The organism is Sorangium sp. So ce131, from assembly GCF_051519095.1.
Taxonomy (GTDB): domain Bacteria; phylum Myxococcota_A; class Polyangia; order Polyangiales; family Polyangiaceae; genus Sorangium.
In genome coordinates, this window is sequence record NZ_CP150455.1 from 5847542 (window position 1) to 5867685 (window position 20144).

18 protein-coding genes are annotated in these 20144 nt (G+C 72.1%); 9 read left to right on the top strand and 9 right to left on the bottom strand.

What is annotated here, in order from left to right:
• Window positions 1–1860 (bottom strand): acyl-CoA dehydrogenase, encoded by a 1860-nt coding sequence (locus WMF43_RS21155; RefSeq protein WP_437682761.1) that lies wholly within the window; start codon window positions 1858–1860, stop codon window positions 1–3.
• Between the two features lie 304 nt (window positions 1861–2164).
• Between WMF43_RS21155 and greB the strand changes: the two genes are divergently transcribed.
• Together greB and gloA are read left to right on the top strand one after the other, a co-directional pair.
• Window positions 2165–2638 carry a transcription elongation factor GreB gene (gene greB, locus WMF43_RS21160; RefSeq protein ID WP_437682763.1) on the top strand — a complete coding sequence of 158 codons (474 nt, stop codon included), beginning with the start codon at window positions 2165–2167 and terminating at the stop codon, window positions 2636–2638.
• 41 nt (window positions 2639–2679) lie between these two features.
• Window positions 2680–3075, top strand: a complete 396-nt coding sequence (gene gloA, locus WMF43_RS21165; RefSeq protein WP_437682764.1) for a lactoylglutathione lyase — start codon at window positions 2680–2682, stop codon at window positions 3073–3075.
• A gap of 173 nt (window positions 3076–3248) precedes the next feature.
• Here the strand turns inward: gloA and WMF43_RS21170 are convergent, their stop codons facing one another.
• Window positions 3249–4172, bottom strand: a complete 924-nt coding sequence (locus WMF43_RS21170; protein ID WP_437682766.1) for a hypothetical protein — start codon at window positions 4170–4172, stop codon at window positions 3249–3251.
• A 344-nt stretch (window positions 4173–4516) separates the two neighbouring features.
• On the opposite strand from WMF43_RS21170, the gene WMF43_RS21175 reads away from it, so the two are divergent.
• On the top strand, window positions 4517–4825 hold the full coding sequence (locus WMF43_RS21175; RefSeq protein ID WP_437682767.1) for a YciI family protein: 309 nt from the start codon (window positions 4517–4519) through the stop codon (window positions 4823–4825).
• A 32-nt stretch (window positions 4826–4857) separates the two neighbouring features.
• Here WMF43_RS21175 and WMF43_RS21180 read toward each other — a convergent pair whose 3' ends face one another.
• Window positions 4858–7374 carry a hypothetical protein gene (locus WMF43_RS21180; protein ID WP_437682769.1) on the bottom strand — a complete coding sequence of 839 codons (2517 nt, stop codon included), beginning with the start codon at window positions 7372–7374 and terminating at the stop codon, window positions 4858–4860.
• Between the two features lie 514 nt (window positions 7375–7888).
• Between WMF43_RS21180 and WMF43_RS21185 the strand changes: the two genes are divergently transcribed.
• Window positions 7889–8494: a hypothetical protein gene (locus WMF43_RS21185; RefSeq protein WP_437682770.1), complete on the top strand. Its 606-nt coding sequence runs from the start codon at window positions 7889–7891 to the stop codon at window positions 8492–8494.
• A 70-nt stretch (window positions 8495–8564) separates the two neighbouring features.
• Here WMF43_RS21185 and WMF43_RS21190 read toward each other — a convergent pair whose 3' ends face one another.
• The 5 genes from WMF43_RS21190 to WMF43_RS21210 form a co-directional block, all read right to left on the bottom strand.
• Window positions 8565–9326 carry a hypothetical protein gene (locus WMF43_RS21190; RefSeq protein WP_437682772.1) on the bottom strand — a complete coding sequence of 254 codons (762 nt, stop codon included), beginning with the start codon at window positions 9324–9326 and terminating at the stop codon, window positions 8565–8567.
• Window positions 9323–9661 carry a hypothetical protein gene (locus tag WMF43_RS21195; protein WP_437682773.1) on the bottom strand — a complete coding sequence of 113 codons (339 nt, stop codon included), beginning with the start codon at window positions 9659–9661 and terminating at the stop codon, window positions 9323–9325. The genes WMF43_RS21190 and WMF43_RS21195 overlap by 4 nt, the downstream gene beginning before the upstream one ends.
• A gap of 110 nt (window positions 9662–9771) precedes the next feature.
• The gene (locus WMF43_RS21200; protein WP_437682775.1) at window positions 9772–9990 is read right to left on the bottom strand and encodes a hypothetical protein; all 219 of its coding nucleotides are present in this window, start codon (window positions 9988–9990) and stop codon (window positions 9772–9774) included.
• A gap of 90 nt (window positions 9991–10080) precedes the next feature.
• Entirely contained in the window at window positions 10081–11400 is a 1320-nt protein-coding gene (locus WMF43_RS21205; RefSeq protein ID WP_437682777.1) for a flavohemoglobin expression-modulating QEGLA motif protein, read from the bottom strand.
• A 58-nt stretch (window positions 11401–11458) separates the two neighbouring features.
• The gene (locus WMF43_RS21210) at window positions 11459–12448 is read right to left on the bottom strand and encodes a helix-turn-helix transcriptional regulator (protein WP_437682778.1); all 990 of its coding nucleotides are present in this window, start codon (window positions 12446–12448) and stop codon (window positions 11459–11461) included.
• Window positions 12449–12563: 115 nt separating this feature from the next.
• Between WMF43_RS21210 and WMF43_RS21215 the strand changes: the two genes are divergently transcribed.
• The 3 genes from WMF43_RS21215 (at window position 12564) to WMF43_RS21225 (ending at window position 14973) form a co-directional block, all read left to right on the top strand.
• Entirely contained in the window at window positions 12564–13031 is a 468-nt protein-coding gene (locus WMF43_RS21215; protein WP_437682780.1) for a GFA family protein, read from the top strand.
• A 176-nt stretch (window positions 13032–13207) separates the two neighbouring features.
• Complete coding sequence (locus WMF43_RS21220; RefSeq protein WP_437682782.1) at window positions 13208–14095, top strand: N-acyl homoserine lactonase family protein; 888 nt, start codon at window positions 13208–13210, stop codon at window positions 14093–14095.
• A 476-nt stretch (window positions 14096–14571) separates the two neighbouring features.
• Window positions 14572–14973 carry a hypothetical protein gene (locus WMF43_RS21225; RefSeq protein WP_437682784.1) on the top strand — a complete coding sequence of 134 codons (402 nt, stop codon included), beginning with the start codon at window positions 14572–14574 and terminating at the stop codon, window positions 14971–14973.
• 385 nt (window positions 14974–15358) lie between these two features.
• On the opposite strand, the gene WMF43_RS21230 is transcribed toward WMF43_RS21225, so the two are convergent.
• A complete protein-coding gene (locus WMF43_RS21230) occupies window positions 15359–16672 on the bottom strand; it encodes a glycosyltransferase family 4 protein (protein WP_437682786.1) in 1314 nt (437 codons plus the stop codon).
• A 323-nt stretch (window positions 16673–16995) separates the two neighbouring features.
• Here WMF43_RS21230 and WMF43_RS21235 point away from each other — a divergent pair, with 323 nt between their 5' ends.
• On the top strand, window positions 16996–18285 hold the full coding sequence (locus WMF43_RS21235) for a hypothetical protein (RefSeq protein WP_437682788.1): 1290 nt from the start codon (window positions 16996–16998) through the stop codon (window positions 18283–18285).
• A gap of 412 nt (window positions 18286–18697) precedes the next feature.
• Entirely contained in the window at window positions 18698–20059 is a 1362-nt protein-coding gene (locus tag WMF43_RS21240; protein ID WP_437682790.1) for a TIGR03013 family XrtA/PEP-CTERM system glycosyltransferase, read from the top strand.
• The last annotated feature ends 85 nt before the right edge of the window (window positions 20060–20144 follow it).

The following is a 20144-nucleotide window of genomic DNA, read 5'->3' on the forward strand; positions in this document are numbered from 1 at the left end:
CTAGAGGCTTGCAAACGCGTCGGCGGGGATGTCGAGGGCGGACGAGTCCTCGCGGCCGAGGATCTCGGCGGACAGCTTCACGTGCGGCAGCACGTTCGACGCGAAGTAGAGGGCCGCGTGCTTCTTGCCCTCGTAGAAGGCGCGGTCCTTCGCGCCGGCGTCGCCCGCCGGCAGCTGCTCGATCGCCTTCAGCGCGATGGCCGCCCCGTCGAGCAGGAGCCAGCCGATCGCGAGCTCGCTCATCATCTCGAGGAAGCGGTTCGCGGCGAGCGGCACCATCGGCATCTTGCCCATCTGGAACCACGAGAGCAGCCGCATCGCCGTGCCCGCGACGGCCTCGTGCGCCTCGCGCAGCTCCTTCACGCCCGCGGCGAGCACGGGGTGCTTCTCGTTCGCCTTCACGAACTCGGCGACGTCGTTGAGGAACGCCTGCAGGTTGGCCCCGCCGGCCTGGCCGAGCTTGCGCCCGACGAGGTCCATCGCCTGGATGTGGTTCGTGCCCTCGTAGATCGAGAACACCTTCGCGTCGCGGCAGTACTGCTCGACCGGGTAGTCCTTCGTGTACCCGGCGCCGCCGAAGGTCTGGATCGCCGTCTCGCAGACGCGGAAGGCCTGATCGGACGAGTAGGCCTTCACGAGGGGCACGAGCAGGTCGACCTGGCCCTGATTGTAGGCGGCGACGCGGTCGTCCTTGCCCTGGTAGACGACGACCGCGTCCTGGTGGCGCGCGAGCTTGACGATGAGCGCGCGAATGCCCTCCACGCGGCTCTTCATGTCGAGCAGCATCCGCCGCACGTCCGGGTGGTCGATGATGGGCACGCGCGGCGCGGTCGCGTCCTTCCACTGGAGGATCGACGAGCCCTGCTTGCGGTCCTTCGCGTACTCGAGCGCGTTCAGGTACGCCGACGACGCCACCGACACGCCCTGCAGGCCGACGGCGATGCGCGCGCCGTTCATCATCCGGAACATCTGCGGCATGCCCTGGTGCTCGACGGTGCCGACGAGCTCCCCGAGACAGCCGTCGTTCTCGCCGAAGTTGAGCACGCACGTCGACGACCCGTTGATGCCCATCTTGTGCTCGATGTTGCCGACGAGGACGTCGTTCGGCTGGCCGAGCGAGCCGTCGTCGTTCACCCGGATCTTCGGCACGACGAAGAGGCTGAGCCCCTTCGTGCCGGGCGGCGCCCCCTCGACGCGGGCGAGCACGAGGTGCACGACGTTCTCGGCGAGGTCGTGGTCGCCGCCGGAGATGAAGATCTTCGTGCCGCGGATGAGGTACTTGCCGTCCGCTTGCTTCACCGCGGTCGTCCGCGAGGAGCCGACGTCCGAGCCCGCCTGCGGCTCGGTCAGGCACATCGTGCCGCTCCACTGCCCCCCGTACATCCGCTTGAGGAAGAGGTCGCGCTGCCGCGGCGTCCCGAAGTGCTCGATCACCTCGGCGGCCCCGAACGTCAGCCCGGAGTACATGTTGAACGCCACGTTGGCGCCGCAGAGGAACTCCTCGACCACGACGTAGAGGGTGTAGGGACCGCCCTGACCGTCGTACGCCGCTGGTACGGAGACGGTCTTCCAGCCGGCCTCGTACAGCTTGTTCCACGCCTCCTTGAAGCCCGGCGGCGTCTTCACCTGGCCGTCCTCGATGCGACAGCCGTGCCGGTCGCCGACCGCGTTGAGCGGCCCGCAGACCTCGCACGCGAACTTGTACGCCTCGTCGACGACCATGGAGACCTCGTCGCGCCCCCACGCGTCGTACGGCGCGCTGCCGAGCAGCTCGTCCAGCCGGAACTGCTCGAACAAGAGGAAGCGGATCTCCCGGAGGTCGGCCTTGTAGCGGTTCTGGTGGGTTTGGGCATTCGACATGGGAGACCTCCTCGTGGCCGCGGCGTCAGGCGCTGGCAGCCGGTTCCCTTTCCGGTCTTCCGCGCAGCCGCGGCATAGTTCTTCACTTCCGGTAGCATGCCGCCGCGCCGCGTCAACGTTCGTCCTCGACACGGCCGCCATCTTGCGGAAATCAAGAGGAAATACGGCGTACTTCCGCGAGCTTGAACAGGCGCCCGGGGCGAGGACGGGGCGGCCGGAACGGTCGCCGTGGCCGCCGGGACGGACGGCGCCGCGGTGGTGGATCCGACGGGCGGCGCGGCGTAGGCTCCGGCGCGTTCGAACCATGTCCGACCCGGCTTACATCACGCCCAGCGGGGCCAGGAAGTTGTCGGAGGAGCTCGCGCGGCTCCGGTCCGTGGAGCGGCCGCGCATCGTGCAGGAGGTCGCGGACGCCGCGGCCCAGGGCGATCGGTCCGAGAACGCCGAGTACATCTACGGCAAGAAGAAGCTGCGCGAGATCGACCGGCGGATGCACTACCTGACGAAGCGGCTGGAGAAGGCCGTCGTTGTCGATCCGGCGGAGCAGCGGGGCGACAAGGTCTTCTTCGGCGCCACGGTCGAGATCGAGGACGAGGACGGCGCGCGCCACACCTACCAGATCGTGGGCGAGGACGAGATCGACAGCGCGTCGGGGCGCATCAGCTGGCGCTCGCCGGTGGGCCGCTCGCTCCTCGGCAAGCGCGCGGGGGACGTGATCACGGTGCGCCGCCCGGCGGGCGAGGCGGAGATGGAGATCATCTCGGTGCGGTACGGCTGAGCGCCGCGGGGCGCTCGATCCGGAGAGGAGACACGAGGCGGATGAGGATCTTGCACACGATGCTGCGGGTCGGCGATCTCGAGCGCTCGATCGGCTTCTACAGGGACGTGCTCGGGATGCAGCTCCTGTCGCGGCAGGACTACCCCGAGGGCAAGTTCACGTTGTGCTTCCTCGGCTACGGGAGGAACCCCGAGCACGCGGAGATCGAGCTCACGCACAACTGGGGCGTGGAGAAGTACGAGCTCGGCACGGCGTACGGGCACATCGCGCTCGGCGTCGACGACATCCACGCGGCGTGTGACCGCATCCGCGCCGCGGGCGGAAAGATCACGCGCGAGCCGGGCCCGATGAAGCACGGCAAGACGGTGATCGCGTTCGTCGAGGATCCGGACGGCTACAAGGTCGAGCTCATCGAGCAGTCGACCCGCACCCGGTAGCTACAAGGTCGAGCTCATCGAGCAGTCGACCCGCACCCGGTAGAAAGAGCGGCGGTCACCCGCACAGGAGACGGGCCCAGATCGGCGTTTTCGGCGCGCAAGCGCACTCCTGTGCGCTGAGCACCGAAAACGTCGAGGTGGGCCCGTATCCGCAGCGGGTGACCGCCGCTCTGTCAGGCCAGGGCTGCTGGCTCGGCGTCGTTCGCCGCCTGCGCGGGCGGCAGGGCGCCGTCGGCCGAGGCGGGGGCCGCGAGCGTGTCGTCGGCGGGCGCCTTCGTCGCGTCGGCGCCGGCGCTGCTCGCGCCGGCGGCGGCCTTCTCGGAGTTCGGGCGGCGGCCGCGCGGCTTCTGGAGGAGCGACGGGGCGAGCTCGCCGTCGCCGCCGTCGTGCCAGCGCAGGTAGGCGACGGCGCGGCGACACTCCTCGTAGGCCTTGGCCACGAGGGAGATCGCGCGGGCGCGGCGGTCGCTGGCGTCGGTGATCTTCGGCGCCGCGGCCGAGCCCTTGCCGGGCTTCGCGGCGAGCGCGGCGAGCAGGCGCACGCCGAGATCCGCGGCGCGCTCGAGCTCCTCGTCCTCGACGGCCGTCTTCGCGCGGACCTTGTCCCAGGAGCCGCGGAAGAGCTCGGCCAGGGCGACGAGGTCGCCCGCGAGGTCCGAGTGGCCGCGGCCCTTGCGGATGTCGGCGACGCGCTGCTTGTCGAGCAGGTTCCGGTAGGCGAGCGCCTCGGCCGCGACGAGGAGCCCCTCGCGCAGCGTCGACGCGTCTTCGGTGAGCTTCTTCGTGTCGAGCTCGCTCGCGGGCGTGCTGTAGAGCAGGTCGGCGTACCAGGCCGCGAGGGCGTAGTCCTCGAGCTCGTCCAGCATCTCGATCGGGTGGTTCGGGAGGTCCCGGACGATCTCCTCGCGCATCTCGCGGAGGTGGGGCAGGGCGGAGAGCACGGAGCTCACGGCCCTGGGGACCTCGACGTAGACCGTCACGAGGTCCTCGGGGCCGAGCTCGAGGAGCTTCGGCTCAACGCGGCCGTACGCCGCGAGCGCGGCGGCCGGCGAGGAGGGGAGAAGGGGAGCAGGTGCTGCTTTCGGAGGTCGCGCCATACAGATGTCTCCAGCGGAGGTCGCGCACACTGCCAGACGGAAGGGCGAAGGGAAAGGGGCGCGTGCGATGACGGCCGGTTCGGCCGCGCCGCGGGCGCCTTCGGCTCGTCCGCCCTTCGCCACGCGCCGTTGCACGGCGGAGCGCCGAGTCAAGCCTGGAGAACGGGAGTTGGGGCATTCCGGTAGCGCCCTCTTTTTTCTCTCGCCCCGCCGCGGGCTCGCCGCCGCCGCGGGCGGCCGGGGCGGCTCCGGGCTCGACGTGCGAGAACGCAGCCGCTATGACGCGCTCGCCGGCTTCCATGAGAATGGCAGCGGTCTGCCGTTGTCCGGCCGTTGGAGGAGCTATGTACGCGATTGCGATCATCCGGTATCGGCGTCCGCTCGAGGAGGTGTTGCCCGTCGTCGACGAGCACCGGGCCTACCTGAAGCGGCTCATGGAGCAGGGCCTGCTGCTCGCGTCCGGCCCGCTCGATCCCCGCTACGGCGGCGCGCTCCTGCTCCGGGTGCCCGACGACGCGGTGACCGCGACGCTCGATCAGATCCGCGACGGCGACCCGTTCACGAAGCGGTCCGTGGCGCAGTACGAGCTCCTGCCGTGGGCGCCGGTGATGGGCAAAGAGGAGCTCGACCGGGTGTTCGCCCAGAAGCCCTGAAGGGCGCGCCGCGCCGGTAGAGGCGCGCCGCTCTAAGGGGTTCGGAAGGCGAGGACCCCTGCGTCGTCCGTCGTGTAGGTCCTGCCCGGGGTGACGCGGATCTGCGCCTTTCCCCCCTGCACGACGGCGGCGACGTCGTAACCGGCCTTCGGCGTGAGGCCGGTGATCACGTGGCTGCGCGCCGCGCCGGGCACCTGGTAGGCGAGCGGCCCCGCGTGGGCCTGCGGCGCCGCGCGGAACAGGACCGCCGTGCCCGCCACCAGCGCGCCCTCGAACGCGGCGCCCTGGTCGCTCTCGATGCGCACGGCGGGATCCATCCGGGCGCCGCCGTCCGCGCCCTGCAGCACGTGCAGGAAGCGCACATCCGCGGGGCCGGCGGGGTCCTCCACGACGAGGCGGTGGGTCGTCGGCTCCAGCTCGGCGGGCTTCTCGACGTCCTCGACCGGCGTGGCCTTCATGACGGCGCTGCGCGGCAGGAGGCTCTGGACGAACAGCGCCTGGCCTCGGGGCGTCGCGACGCTGGCCGTCCGGCCCTCGATCCTGGGCGCCGCGGTCGTCATCAGGTTGAACCGCTTGAAGCGGCCGGCGGTGCGCGACGCCGCGCGATCGTAGACGACGACGTGATCGGGCATGAGCCACACGGCGGACCGGCTCGCGTGGACGATGTCGCTCGCGATGTCCGCCGGCGTCCAGGCGTTCGGGCGCGTGTTGTACAGGGCGGTCGCGTCCCCCTCGGCGAACACGTACCCCGCGCCGCTGCTCATGCGCGTGGTCGGATCGCCGGCGGCGCGACCCTCCCGCCACTGGCCGCCTCGCGCGACGATCTCCGTCTCGTACCAGCGCACCCGCGACGGCTTGTCGTTCTGCAGGGAGAGGGTGTTGTGGTAATCGGTCGTCGCCCCGATGAGGTTGTTCGAGTAGCTCGTGTGCTCCTTCGTCAGCCACTCGCCCTTGCGGTAGAGCCCGATCTGATTGCAGTCGCCGATCTGGTGGTTGATGGTGACCCAGCCGCACCGCCAGGTGAACCACCGCGCGTCCTTCGTCCAGCCCGTGCGCGCGAGCACGCTCCCGCGGCCCGTCGCCCGCTCGAAGAAGACCGTGGGCATCGACGGGCGAGGGTCCGGCGGGAGCGGCGCCGCCGGATCGAAGAGCAGGAAGCTCAGGATGGCCCGGCTCGGGACCGGCGAGGCCCACACCCTGGACGTGCGCGCGTAGAGCGCGGGCGCGCCGCCCTCGACCGCGTTGGCCACGATCCAGCGCGTCTTCTCGAGGCGCGCGGTGTTCCCCGTGAGGTAGTCGTAGACGCCGAGCGAGCCGAACGTGTCGACGAAGCGCGGCTCGAACCAGGCGCGCATCGTGTCGCCGTAGTTGGCCACCTCGTAGACCGGCCCGAGGTCGGCCCTCGACGCCATCGTGACCGGGGCGGGCGCGAGCGAATGCAGGATGCCGTCCGTGAACCGGTCCCAGTAGCCGCTGCGCAGCAGCGCGATCTGCGGGCCGGACAGGGCCGGGGTGGCGTACCCCGCCGTGTGCAGCGCGAGCAGCGCCTGGTGGAGGCTCGCGATGCCGCCGCCGTAGAGGAGGCCCTCGACGGGCAGGCCGCCGCTGGCGGCGCCGAGGCCGTCGGGCGGCGCGCCGAGGCGCTTCGCCGCGACCTCGGCGGTCTCGAACAGAGCGTAGGCCTGGTAGAGCCAGGCGCCGGTCGCGTTCGCGCGGTAGCTGCGCAGCGTGTTGCCGAGCGCCTCCGGCGGCGAGCGCGGATCGAGCGGGCGATCGTCGGCCTCGTCCATCGAGAGCGACATCAAGGTGACCTGGCGGAGGTGGCCCAGGTAGAAGTTGTTCGCCGCCCAGCGGAGCCGTTCCGGATCGCGGACCAGCGCCGGATCGTTCACGACGCCGACCGGCTGCGGGTGCTCGTTGCCCGCCGTGGCGGCGTGGAGGTTCTCGTCGGTCCACCGGAGGAAGACCTTCCTGATCTTCTCCTTGTCCGCGGCGCTCAGCACGGGGCGGCCCTGGCCGTCGGTCGCGTTGTAGATCCAGTCCAGGGTCAGCGGGAACCCGTCGCCCCACCAGCGCGAGCGATCGCCGGTCGAGAACCCGGGGCCGCGAAACGGCTTGTTCTCGGCGCGCCCCTTGCTGGCCTCCTCGATGGCGTACATCAGCAGGTTGCGCGCCCTGACCGCGTGGGCCGGCCGCGCCGCCACGACGGGATCGATGAGCGACACGAAGGCGAAGAACTGCGCGTACGCCTCGGTCGGATACTGCACGTACGCGTTGGTCCCGCCGTCCGGCCATGTCGGGTTCGGCCTGCCGTTCGGGAAGAAGCGGCTGTCGTAGGTCGCGATCGCGCGCTGGAGCGCGGGCAGGAGCCCGTCCTTGTACATGCGGTTGTTGCCGTCCGCGGCCCAGCTGCGCAGCCGGGGGAGGTGGTCGGGCGTGAGCCAGAGTCGCGGGTGACCGGCGACGGGCGCCGCGCCGGCGCGCGCCGCCGCGCCGACAAGGCACAACGCGAGCGCCGCGGTGGTGAGGATGTGTCGAATAGGTCGCATGCTGCCTCCCGGTGTTGCTCGGCGCGAAGGGCCGCGCCGGCCGTCGTCAGCCAGCGTCGGCCAGCACGCGTCATGCCGAGTACATGCGTGTGCGCCACGCGTCATCCGGAAAGGCGCCCGATGTCCGCGGCACACCGCGCTGGGGCGCCGATCGCGGGAAACGTGTGCCTCGGCGAGCGTTCCATCCGCAGCGGCGCCCGCGAAACAGAGCAGAAACGCAGCCGCCGGCCAACGTCGCGGCGCGCGGGGCGCCGGACGCAGAGCGCCGGACGCAGACGGAGCGCCGGACGCAGACGGAGCGCCGCGCTGGCTCGGGGCCAGGGCCCCGCGGCAACGTTGAGCGCTGAAAAATGCGCTGGTCGCCGAACCGCAAGAATACGACGCAATCCGTCGCGGCGCAGGCTGGTCAGCGTGACAGAAGACAAAGCGCCCTCACTCGACAGGCGACGCTGATCTGTCACACATCTCGGCGGGTCTGCCTCTATACTCCAGCAAGATGGGAGCAATCCGCAGTATGCAGGCGCCAGACTTCGCCCCGTTCCTCGGCGACCCCCGGATCGTCTCGGAGGGCAACTACGTGAAGGGGACGCTGCTCAGCGCGCGTGCCCAGGCCATACGGCAGAACTATGGCGACCGATTCGTGGCGGATCTCGGCCGCCAGCTGTCGCCCGATGCGGCGCGTTACCTGCTTGTTCCGCAGCTCCCCTCGTCCTGGAACGACCTCGGGCCGATGATCGAGCTCGACCGCGTGCTCTTGAACGGGGCCTTCGGCGGCAAGCTCGAGAAGATGCGTCAATTCGGCGCGGACGTCGCCCGGCACGATCTGACGACGGTCTACAAGACGATGGCGGGCTCCCCGTCGCTCCTCTTCAAGCGCATCGGCCTCGTCTTCAAGACGTACTTCAAGTTCGGCGACATGAGCACGGCGAACGTCAGCGAGGTCTCGGGGACGGTCGCGCTCTCGGGCGGAGGTCTCCCTCTGTACATGTGCAGCCAGGGGATCTCGGGCTGGCTCGAGGCGGGCCTCCACCTCTCGGGCAGCCGGCGCGTCGCGGTCGATCACGTGGCGTGCAGGCACCACGGCGCGCCGCGGTGTACGTGGTCGGTGAGCTGGGGGTGAGCCGCGCCCGCCCGCGCACGGCGCCCGGGGGCCGCGCCGGCGCCGCGGCGCTCGCGACGGCGCCCCGCGCCTAGTAGCGAAAGCCCAGGGATCCCGAGGGTCCCCAGAGCATCGTCGAGGAGGGATCGACGTTCATCCGCGCCGCGATGTAGATCGCGTGCTGGTCGAAGATCACGAGGTCGTAGCTCAGGTGCGCGCTGAGCCCGACCGCGGCGGCGGTCATGGACGACGACGACGTCGCGCGGCTCACCCCGAGGGCGAGCAGGCCCACCCCTCCGCCGAGCCGGAAGTCGCCGAGGTGGGTCTCCACCACGAAGCTCGGGCGAAACATACGTACGGGGAGGCCGAACTCGGTGACGCCGACGAACCCCTCGAGCTCTCCCCAGAGCGCGACGTGCTCGAGTGTTCCCCCGGCGGCGGCGCCGAATCTCGCGCCGTAGATGCCGGTGGAATAGAAGCTTTGCCACGAGCCGCCGGCGTGGAGCCTGAAGCCGAAGCCGCGCCGCCACCCCGCCGGGCCCTCGGCGGGTTTGGGCGCTTCAGGTGCGGGCGTCTGGGACGGTGGTCCGGAGGGACCCCAGGCGTAGGCGCCGGGCGGCGGCGGGTAAGGCTGCTGCGCCCCGGGCGGCGCGGTCCATGTCGCCTGGGCCGAGGCGGGCGGCGAGGAGGGGAGGGGCGCCGCGGCAGGCGCCGTCGCAGCAGGGGATGCCTGAGCGGGCGGCCGCTCCTGCGCCATGGCGAGGGCGGGGGTGAAGAGCGCCGAGAGCACGGAGAGCGCGGCAGCGACGCTCCATCGTCTGCTCGACGAGGACGAGCGGATATGCCGCCTCACGGACACACCGCCGGGCGCGCGACGTCCGTGCTCCCGTCCGCGAGCCCGGAGCGTGTGGCGGCCCGCTCGCAGACGTTGCTCGCGACGAGATCGTCGCACTCCTTGTCCTGGATGCACAGGCTCTCCGCGATCGTGAGCCTCATCTCCTCCTCGTCGCCGCAGCCGGTGTTCTCCTGACAGAGCGCGGGCGCCGCGGTGAACGAGGGACAGCACTGCTCGAGGTGCGCGGCCGCGTTTTCGCACAGGAACTCCTGCTCACCGACGCCCATCCCGAGGACGAGCGGCGCGAGCAGGGTGACACACAGGATTCGGCGGGCAGAGATCCAGGATCGCATGTTCGGCCTCGTTGCAGGCGCGCGGAGGAGGCGCGGCGGAGCGCGGCGCCTCGGGGCTCGACGGGCGAGGGTACCGCGAGCGGCAGGGCCGTGTCCTCGGTCTCGTTCAGCTACGGCGCGGACGTGGCCTTGTCGATCAGCCAGCGGTCGCGCAGGGCGCTGAACGCCGCGGCGTCCGACTCCGCCGTGTCCGGGTCGACGAAGTAGGCGATGTCCCTCCGCGGCCCGGGCGGCGCGCCCTCCCCGGGCCACTCCAGGACCGCCCAGCGGAGCAGAGGGTTGAACAGGAGGTGATCCCACGGGAAGGCCGCGTGCCGCGCGAGCTCCATGTGACACCTCGACGGCGAAGGTTGGACATCAGGACGAGCGCGTGCGTCGGGGCGATCCCCCCACGCGCCTCCTCGATGGTACGCCGCCGCTCACTCCTCCCGCGCCCGGCCGCGGCGCCGCTTCCCTGCTGCGGCCGGCCCCGCGGCCGCGGCGACGCGGAGCAGCTCCTGGAAGTGGCGCTCCACCGGGCCGAGGTCGATGCCGTCCATGAACGAGGTGAAGGCGAAGTAGGGCAGGAGCGTCTGCCACGCGCGCAGCCAGCCCGGCAGGTAACGCGGCCGCTCGAGCGCGCCGGCCGCGCGCAGCTCCGCGAGCACCGCGATGTCGTCGAGCGCGATCCGGCCGCACACGAGCAGCTCCACCTCGTCGCGTAGCCCGCCGCGCAGGACGGCGGCGAGGAAGGCGTAGACCTCGAGCAGCCCGGCCAGGTAACAGGCGTCCTTGGTGAAGGGCGCGCCGCCCTCGCAGAGGCCGCCGCGGCAGACGCGCTGCGCGTCGAAATAGGCGTCGCGGCGCTCGGCGCCGCGCTCGCGCAGGTGACGGTAGAGGTCGAGGAAGCTCGCGCCCTGCTCGGCCATGTCCACGAGGCGCACCCGCTCGGCGAGCCGGGTGAGGCGGCCGATGGAGAGCGAGCGGCTGTACAGCTCGGCGAAGATGGCGAGCCCCTCCTGGGTGCGCGTGGTGCGCGGGCCGCCCGAGCGCAGGAACGAGAACCGCGGCTGCGCCGCGCCGTTGTGCGCGGTGAGGGCGTGTGTCTCCACCTCGTGGTGCCACAGCCCCTCGGCCTCCCACGACGCGAACGTGGCCTCCGGCCGGACGCGGATCCGGCTCATGCCGGCCACCACCTTGGCGGTGATGCGCGGGTCGAGCGTGACCTCGATGTCGAGCGGCGGCCGGCGCGCGGCGACGCGGGCGGCGAGCGCGTCCCGCAGCGCGCCCGCGTCGAGCGGCTCCTCCTCGGGATCGCTGGCCTCGTCCCAGCCGTGCACGCGCAGGCGCTCGGCGAGGTGCTCGGCGAGATCGATGTTCCTGAGCGCGCCCCCGAAGAACCGCGAGCGCGCGCTGCCGTAGAGCTCCCGCGACCTCGCGGAGAACTCGCGCGTGCCCGCGGCCGCGAGCAGCTCCGTGGCCTGGATCTGCGCGCCGACGTTGTCCCGCAGCCAGCCGAGCGCCGGCGCGTCCCCGTCGATCGACCGCAGGAGCTCGCGCAGCTCGGCGGCGCGCCGCGCGAGCCCGTCGCGATCCACGCGGTACTCGACCTCGGGGAGCTGGTCCTCGCCGGACGCGAAGAAGCGCTCCTCCACCTCGCGCGGCCAGGCGATGTCCTCGAGCAGCCGGAGGGCCTTGCCCTGCCCGAGGCGGCCGCCCACCCGCTCGAGCTGCTCCAGCACGGCGCGTTCGATGCTCACGTATCCATGGTCGCCCGAACCTCCGGGCGCGGGAAGCGGCTCCGCCGCAGCCTGGGCGTCACCGCGCGCCCGGGTCCGGCGCCGCCGCCTCGGCCCGGCCCGCGGCCCGGGCGAGGCGCTCGGAGAGGCGGCGGAGGTGCTCGATGAGCTCCTTCGGCTCGTGCACCTCGAACTCGAACCCCAGGAACCCGAAGTAGAACGCGAGCGCCTCGAGGCTGTCGCCGCCCGCGTGGACCAGGCAGCGGTCCGGCCCGCGCTCCTCGATGCGCCCCGCCACGCCGGACAGCCGCGCCGCGGCGACATCCGCGGGGGCGTGCACGGTCACGCGCGCGCGGATCCGGTATGCGTCCGTCGAGACCGCCTGGGAGACGTAGGCGGCCACGTCCTCGGAGGGCAGCGGGCGCGGCGTGAAGCGGCGGCCGGCCGTCGGCTTCTCGCGGATGCGATCGACGCGGAACGTCCGCCACCCGTCGCGATCGAGGTCGTACGCGAGCAGGTACCAGCGGCGGCTCGTGTGCACGAGCCGGTAGGGCTCGACGAGGCGCGCGCTCTCCGCGCCCGCGTGGCTCTCGTACGCGAAGCGCAGGACCTCGGCGTCGCGGCACGCGTTCGCCATCACCGCCAGCGCGTCCGCGTCGAAGCCGGGGCCGACGTCGCCGAGGCGCACGCTCACGGCGTCGAGCGCGCTCACCTTGCGCCGGAGCCGCTTCGGCAGCACCTGCTCCAGCTTCCCGAGCGCGCGGACCGACGCCTCCTCCAGCCCCTTCACGGGCCCGGTCGCCGCGACCCGCAGCCCCACCGCGACCGCGACCGCCTCGTCGTCCTCGAGCGGCAGCGGCGGCAGCTCCTTCCCCGCGCCCAGCTGGTAGCCGCCGCCGACGCCCGTGGCCGCGTGCACCGGGTACCCGAGGCTCCGGAGCCGGTCCACGTCGCGCCGGACGCTGCGCTCCGTCACCTCGAGCTCGCGCGCCAGATCCGCGCCCGCCCAGAAGCGCCGGGACTGGAGCAGCGACAAGAGCTTCAGCAGGCGCGCGGAGGTCTGGATCACGTGCGGCTCCTCTTTATTGCGGACCGAATCTGTCCGCAATCCAGAGTAACCTCCTCTCATCACCTGGGCGGAGACACCCGAAGGGGTCCCGCCCGCACCCCTGGAGCTTTCGCCCATGAGCAACGCCACCTCCGAGCAGACCACGACGACCCCCGGCGCCCGGGCCTACCAGGGCAGCTGCCCCTGCGGCGCCGTGCGCTTCGAAGCCGACATCGACCCGAGCGCCGGGACGACCCGGTGCAACTGCACCATCTGCAAGAAGACGCAGTGGTGGGGCTGCATCGTCAAGCCGAGCGCCTTCCGGCTGCTGGCCGGCGAGGGGGTCCTCGGCGACTACACGCGGTCCGAGGCGGGCCATGGCCGCTTCTGCAAGACGTGCGGGGTCCGGGTCTTCGGGCACGGAGACATCCCGGAGCTCGGCGGAGCGTACTATTCCGTGAACCTGAACTGCCTCGACGGCGCGGACCTCACCGGCGTCCCGGTGAGCTACCTCGACGGGCTCCACGACACCTGGGAGCTGCTCGCCGTGGCGCCGCACGTCGATCCGGTCGTGGCGGCGAAGCGCGCCCAGGCGAGCGGCTGAGCTGAGCCGGGGTTCGCCGTCGATCCTCGGGAACGCCGGCGGCTCTCGGGAACGCCGGCGGCCCCCGGGCCGCGGACACGGCTCGCCGCTGTTGCGGACGGAGCGTCGTCGCTATCCTCCCCGCCATCCGCTCGCTGCGCCCTGGACGGCCCACGCGGCGGCGAGAGTGAGGAGATATGACGTCCCTTGAACGGTGGTTGGCTGCTCTGTTCCTCGTGCTCCTGCCCTCCTGCGCCGGGAGCGCGCCCGCGCCCGCGCCTGCGCCCGCGCCCGCTCCGGCGCCGCAGGGAGGGCCGGAGGCCCCCTCGGAAGTGCGGTTCTACGCGCTCGACTGCGGTCGAGCCGACATCAAGGACATGGCGGCGTTCGGCGACGATGGCCCCCCGAGGGAGCTGGTCGCGTCGTGTTACCTCATCCGGCACCCCCGCGGGACATTGCTGTGGGATACGGGGATCAGCGACGCGATCGCCGAGACCAAGGGCGGGGTCGTCCATCCTCCCTCGGGCATCCGGTTCCACGTCGAGACGCCGCTCCGCGAGCGCCTGCGCGCGCTGAAGCTCACGCCCGCCGACGTGCAGTACGTGGCCTTCTCGCACCTGCACGTCGACCACGCGGGCAACGCCAACCTGTTCCCGACCTCGACGTGGATCTTGCAGCGGCGCGAGCTCGAGTGGGCGACGGCGACGCCGCCGCCGCCGACCGTCGATCCTGCGCTCATCTCGGCGTACCGCGAGGCGAAGCTGCAGCTCCTCGACGGGGAAGCGGACCTCTTCGGCGACGGCGCCGTGCGGATCGTGCCGACGCCCGGCCACACGCCCGGCCACCAGACCCTCATCGTCCGGCTCCGACGCGCGGGCACGCTCGTCATCTCGGGGGATCTCTGCCACACCCACGGGAACTGGAAGGAGCGCCGCGTGCCCCCCTTCAACACCGATCGCGAGGAGTCCATCCGCTCGATGGAGCGCATCCACGCGCTGGTCGACGCGACCCGCGCCCGGTTCGTGGTGCAGCACGAGCCCGATGATCTCGCGGCGCTCCCGCGGTTCCCTGCGTACCTCGACTGATCTCTCCGCGGTTCGCGCCGCGGCCGCTCGCGGGCGGAGGGACCTCGGCCGTCACGTCGCGTGACGAGGGCGGCGGTGGGGAGACGGCGCTCAGCGACATCCGGATGTTCATTCATCCGCCGGATTGAACAGCCAGCACGCGTCCGACCGAAGCTTCCTCCGCGGCATCTTGATCCGCCGCCCTCAAGCGGCGGCCAGCCTATTCTCGCGTCTTGCTCACCTTGAGCGCTACGGTAGGCAGCCTTTCCGACGGCAAGAGCCAGGTCTTCTACGGAGTGGACGCGAAGCAGCTCGTCCTTGATGCTGCGGCTTACGCCGACGAGGCAAACCCGTGGGCAGGAAGCGACGGTAGCAAGGCAAGGGTTGTTTTTTGACGACTTCATCGGCGTGCATGCCAAGACAGGTCAGAGGACCAACGTCCTGAACCTTTACCGCACCGAAACGGGTCTCATCCACGGTGCGCCGGGGAGTCCTCAATGAAGCAGGATCTCAGCGAGACATTTCGGCAGGGGCTCGCAGCATCTGCGCCTTGGACCCACGAGAAGGTCCACGATGCCCTTCAGGCGTTGGCAGCGCACTCCTCAGGCTCCAGCGTGGATTGGGAGCCTGGCGACGAGGAGTGGGGCCGGGTCCTCGACGCGGACACGGAAATCGTGGGGCTTGTCTGTGCGCGTATCCCAGTAGGTGCAGTGCGGGACGACGTTCCGCGTTCGGATCTGCCACGCGACGTCACGTGGATTCCATTCAAGTCGACGAGGGAGCGAGATTATCAGGTTGCGCCAGAGATTCTCGAGAAGGTGTTTCGGCGCGAGGTCTCGCAGAACATCGACTACGGCGCCCTATCGTTGGACGAACTTTGGTGGGCAACTATCACCTAACATCCACCGCGCCAAGTCGTAACGATGCGCCGGTGAGTCCTCTGTGAAACAGGATCTCAGTGATGTGTTCCGGCACGGGCACGCGAGCGCCGTAACATGGATTCAATTCAGGCATATACACCATCACCAATACCGAGTTGATCCAGAGCTTCTTGAGAAGGCACTTGGCCGCAAAATCTCGCTAAACGTCGACTATGAAGACCTATCGATGAACGATCTGTGGTGGGCAACCGTGTCCTGAGCGGCGCGCCCCATCGCGGACGTGGGTCATCCTCGCCGTAGCCGTTCACCGACGTTCCCCAGGGAATCCCGGCTCCCCCGTGCATGTGGCGCTCCGGCCAGGACGGCGACACCCCCGCGAAGCGCCCCGGCTACCCATCCGCCCTCAAGCGGCCGCCCGCCCGCTCTCCCCGAACGCCGCCCGCGCGAGCGCCCGCCAGAGCGCCTCGGCGCTCTCCTCCCACGACGGCGGCGCCGCCTCGGCGAACGCGCGCTCGTCCCACGTCCGCGCGAGCGCCTCGCGGAGCGCCCTGCCGAGCGCCCCCACGTCGCGCGGCGGCACGAGCACGCCGGTGCGCCCCGGCTCGACCACCTCCGGGATGCCCCCCACCCGCGTGGCCACCACGGGGCGCGCCGAGGCGAGCGCCTCCAGCACCACGTTCGGGGTGCCCTCCGCCCAGCTCGGGAGCGCCAGGAGGTCGGTCGCGGCGAGGTAGCGGGCCACCTCGGAGAGCGGCCGCGCCCCGACCGCCAGGATCCGCCCGCGCTCCTCGCCCAGGTCCCGCCACCCGCGCTCCCGGTCGCGCCTCCGCTCCCGGGCGCGGCGCGCGGCCGCCTGCTCGACCGCGCGCCGCTCCGGGCCCTCGCCGACCACCACGAGGTGCACCGGCCCGGCGCCCGCTCCGCCCGGCGCGCCCAGCCCCTCGAAGGCATCCAGCAGCTCGCCGATGCCCTTCTGGCGGGTGACGTTCCCGACGAACGTCACGATGCGCCCGCGCTCCGGCAGCCCGAGCTCCCGCCGGGCGGCGAGCCGGTCGCCCGGGCGGAAGAGCGCGCGATCCACCCCGTTGCGCACGAGCACCACGCGCTCCCTCGGGGCGCCCAGCGCCGCGAGCGCCTCGACCATGGGGCGGCTCACGCCGATGGCGCACGCGGCCGAGCGGAGCGCGCCGCCGACGAGCGGGCGCACCGAGCGCCAGCGGGCGACGACGTTCACGTCCGTGCCGTGGGCCTTCACCGCGTAGGGGAGCCGCAGCACCCGCGCGAGCACGGCCGCGGCGCAGGCGTCAGGGTAGAGCCACGCCCCCAGCACGACGTCGAACCGCCCGCGCAGCCGCGGGACGTGCGGCAAGAGCCCCGCCAGGTAGAGCGGCGCGTTCACGGGCGCGAGCACCCGGCCCGCCCCCGGAAGGTACGGCGCGCGCGGGTGGACCACCGGGACGCCGTCGATCCGGTCGCGCTCCGGCACCGCCGCGAGGCGCCCGGGGCGCGTGCGCGCGCCGAGCAGCGACACGCCGGGGTGGTACGGGATCGACGCGAGGACCTCCACGTCGCACCGGCGCGAGAGCGCCGCGAGCTGCTGGCGCTGGAACGCGCAGGCCAGCGGCTCGACCCGGTTGGGGAAGATCCGCGTCACCCAGAGGACGCGCAGCGGCCTCGATCGTCCCTCTGCGTCCAGATCCACGCCGGGCTTGCTCATGGGGTTCACATCGCGAGCCCGCCGCGTTTTCCCCAGCAGGATCCGCGTGGAATCCGAGGTCCGTCCCACCCCGCCCGCGCACGTCCGCGCCGCGCGCGCGCTCGGCCACACCCGTCCTCGCCCGCGAACCGGCGCGATCCCCATCGCAACCCACGCAGACCTAGGCGCACCGCGCCACGAAGCAGCTCAATTGTAATATTGCAAACGCAACCGAACGTGGGACGCTCCGGGCGCTGCGCGAGCTGCGGGGAGGGCGGTCGATTCCGTTCCTTTTGTTCGGCGCCGCGGGGCGCGCCGCGCGGCAGCGAGGGGGGAGGGGGCGCGTGTTCTCGTTCGTCTTGCCGATGCTGGATTCCGACGTGACGGCGCGGGCGGCCGTGGAGCAGAGCATGACCTCGAGCGTCGGCGGCGCAGGCGCCGGCGCGGGCGCGCTGATGGCGGGCGTCGAGGGCGCGGTGGAGGGGGCCCTGCGCGGCGCGACGTCGCGTTACGACGTCCACCTCGACGGGAGCTACGAGCGCGTCCTCCATGTCTCGCTCGGCGCTGTCGGATCGGCGCCCTCGGACAGCGTCTCGGCGCGCGTCGGCGGGGGCGCGGGCTGGACCTTGTCGCCGTCCACGGACCTCTCGCTCGCCACGGCCGGCTACCTCGCGACGCGCCTCGGCGTGCGCGCCGCGGACGCGCTCGCCGCGCGCGACCCGTTCCTGTCCGGCAACCGGCTCCAGTACACCCTCTCCGGGGCGCCGGCGCTGGCCATCGCCGCGTCCCGGCGCGCCGCGGTGCGCGTCGCGGTCGGGTACGACCAGGCCGGCGCGCTCTCGGCCGACGACCCGGAAGCGGCCGGGGTCGACGCGCACACGGGGCGCGCCGACGCGAGCGCCTCGGTCGAGCTCGGCCCGCGCGAGGCGCTGACCCCGGAGCTCCGCTACGAGGTCACCCAGCTTTACCACGCCGTGCTCGACACCGATCTCTCCCGCGGGCCCGCGCGGATCCACGCCGGCTCGGCGCTCCTCGCCGCGTCCCGCGACCTCACCCGGAACGTCTCGGCCCGCGTCGCCGGCGGCCTGACCGTCGCGAGCCCGCCGCCCGTGCTGTCGTCGCGCCGCGCCGTGGTCACGCCCGCGGCCCGCGCAGGGCTCACCTGCCTCGCCGAGCGCTACCGCCTGACCGCGGATTACACCTATGCCTACACGTCGCTCGGGCCGCGGATCGGGTTCGGCCACGAGCACGAGGCCTCGCTCGAAGCGAGCCTCCGGCCCCTGCGCGGGGGCGCGCACCGCGACCTGCTCGTCACCGGCGTCGTCCGGCTCTCGACCGGCAGCGCCCCCGTCGCCGCGAATCCCCCGCTGCAGCTGAGCCCCGGCGCGCCGGCGCCCCCCAGCGAAGGGGCGCTGTCCACGACCACCGCGCTCGCCGGCGCGCAGATCGAGGTCCCCCTCTCGCGCGGGGTCGCGCTGCGCGGCGGCCTCGATCTGGAGTACGTGCGCGCCGCGCTCGATCCGGCGCCCGCCGCAGGGCAGCCCGGCGGCTCGCTCAGGGCCATCGTCACGGCAGGCCTCTCCGGGACGTTGTCGACGGACCCGCACCACACCGCGCGCCGCGATCCCGAATGACGACACCACCGGCCGCCCTCGCGGCCGCCCGCAACGCGCCCGCCGCGCGCCCGCCGCGCCGCAACCGCCCCGCGCGACATGCCGAATCGACAGCAGCGTTCTGCCCGACCCGATCCGCGGAATCCACGTACGTAATCCGTCGCTGACAGCCTCTCGCGCAGCGCGCCCGGCGCGCCTCCCGGTGGCCGAACGTGCGCCGGGAGCGCAAGCGCCAGAGGTCGCGCAAACGTGGCTGAATCCGGCCTCGCGCAACGCAGTTGAGTCCGCCGCCATGAAACGAGATTCGTTGGAGGCATCTGGCGGTGTAACCTACCCTGCTCTAGTGTGGTCTCAACTTGGACCGTGTGTGCCCCGCCAGAGGCGACGCGCCGGGACGCGCGTGACCGTCCGGGGCCCACGCGAGGGAGGGACGATGCTGGAGCTGTTCCGGTCGCCGCGCCGGGCCATGGTGTGGTTTGTCGAGGCCAGCCTGATCTCGATGCTCGTGTGCTGCGCGCCAGGCGTGCTCGTGGGCTGGGAGCACGCGCTCGACGAAGAGCGCTTCGGACGGACGCTGGGCGTCTCGCTCGTCGCGCAGGCGTCGCTCTATTATCATGGGCTCTACGGGACCGAGCCGCGCACGCCGGGGGCGCTGTTCCTGACGACGTTCCGGGCGCTCGGCGTCGCGGGGGCGGTGCTGTGGATCGCGTTCTGGCTCGCGCCGGACGGGCATCGCGGCGACAGGATGCTCCTGACCTCGCTCGGCGCCGCCGCGCTCGTGATCCCGACGTGGCGCGCGGCGTACGACCGCGTCCTCAGGAGCGAGAGCTTCTCCCGGCGCGCGCTCGTGCTGGGCTCGGGCGAGCTCGCCCGCGCCTGCGCGGCCCTGATCCGCAAGCAAGGAGAGATCATCGGCCTGCGCCTCGCCGGGCGGCTCGTGAGCGACGGCGAGCCGATCGACGCCCCGGAGATCGCGGGGAGGACTCGCGATCTCCGGCGCCTCTGCGAGCAGCGCGGCATCTCCGCCGTGATCGTGGCGACCTCCGACCGCCGCGGCGCCTTCCCGCTGGAGGAGCTGCTCGAGCTCAAGCTCCGCGGCGTCGGGATCGAGGAGGGCATGGACTTCTACGAGCGCGCGACCGGCAAGATCTTCGTGCGCGAGCTCAGGCCGAGCCAGATCATCTTCTCGCACGGCTTCAGCGTGCGGCGGCGGACGCTCGTCGCGAAGCGCGCCTTCGACGTCGTGTGCGCGGCCCTCGGGCTCGTCCTCGCGCTGCCGCTCATGGCCGTCACGGCCGCCCTGGTGAAGCTCGACTCGAGGGGGCCGGCGCTCTACTCGCAGGTCCGGACCGGCGCCCTGGGGAGGCCGTTCCGGATCCACAAGCTCCGGTCGATGCGGATCGACGCCGAGAAGAACGGCGCCGCGTGGGCGACCGAGGACGATCCGCGCGTCACCCGCGTCGGGCGGTTCATCAGGAAGACGCGGATCGACGAGCTGCCCCAGCTCTGGAACGTGCTCGTCGGCGAGATGAGCATGGTCGGCCCGCGCCCCGAGCGCCCCGAGTTCATCGACCTCCTGGAGCAGCAGATCCCCTACTTCCGGCAGCGGCTCTGCGTGAAGCCGGGCGTGACGGGGCACGCGCAGGTGCGCTGCCGCTACGGAGCGTCCGCGGAGGACGCGCTGGAGAAGCTCCAGTACGACCTCTATTACATAAAGCGCATGTCGCTCTGGTTCGATATCTCCATCCTCGTCGACACCGTGAAGGTCGTGCTCTGGAGGATCGGCGCGCGGTGAGCCCGCCGCGTGCACCGGCTGCGCTCTTTGCCGCGAAGCCCGTTGGCGCGGCCTCTGCAGAGAGCGCCCGAGGGGTCGGCGGGCG

Bases quoted from the DNA above. Each gene is read 5' to 3' on its own strand.
- WMF43_RS21230 (WP_437682786.1), bottom strand. From the start codon at position 16,672: ATGAGCAAGCCCGGCGTGGATCTGGACGCAGAGGGACGATCGAGGCCG.
- WMF43_RS21200 (WP_437682775.1), bottom strand. From the start codon at position 9,990: ATGGAGCTCGCGCGGCACGCGGCCTTCCCGTGGGATCACCTCCTGTTC.
- WMF43_RS21240 (WP_437682790.1), top strand. From the start codon at position 18,698: ATGCTGGAGCTGTTCCGGTCGCCGCGCCGGGCCATGGTGTGGTTTGTC.
- gloA (WP_437682764.1), top strand. From the start codon at position 2,680: ATGAGGATCTTGCACACGATGCTGCGGGTCGGCGATCTCGAGCGCTCG.
- WMF43_RS21215 (WP_437682780.1), top strand. From the start codon at position 12,564: ATGAGCAACGCCACCTCCGAGCAGACCACGACGACCCCCGGCGCCCGG.
- WMF43_RS21180 (WP_437682769.1), bottom strand. From the start codon at position 7,374: ATGCGACCTATTCGACACATCCTCACCACCGCGGCGCTCGCGTTGTGC.
- WMF43_RS21170 (WP_437682766.1), bottom strand. From the start codon at position 4,172: ATGGCGCGACCTCCGAAAGCAGCACCTGCTCCCCTTCTCCCCTCCTCG.
- WMF43_RS21185 (WP_437682770.1), top strand. From the start codon at position 7,889: ATGCAGGCGCCAGACTTCGCCCCGTTCCTCGGCGACCCCCGGATCGTC.
- WMF43_RS21195 (WP_437682773.1), bottom strand. From the start codon at position 9,661: ATGCGATCCTGGATCTCTGCCCGCCGAATCCTGTGTGTCACCCTGCTC.
- WMF43_RS21225 (WP_437682784.1), top strand. From the start codon at position 14,572: ATGAAGCAGGATCTCAGCGAGACATTTCGGCAGGGGCTCGCAGCATCT.
- WMF43_RS21220 (WP_437682782.1), top strand. From the start codon at position 13,208: ATGACGTCCCTTGAACGGTGGTTGGCTGCTCTGTTCCTCGTGCTCCTG.
- WMF43_RS21175 (WP_437682767.1), top strand. From the start codon at position 4,517: ATGTACGCGATTGCGATCATCCGGTATCGGCGTCCGCTCGAGGAGGTG.
- greB (WP_437682763.1), top strand. From the start codon at position 2,165: ATGTCCGACCCGGCTTACATCACGCCCAGCGGGGCCAGGAAGTTGTCG.
- WMF43_RS21155 (WP_437682761.1), bottom strand. From the start codon at position 1,860: ATGTCGAATGCCCAAACCCACCAGAACCGCTACAAGGCCGACCTCCGG.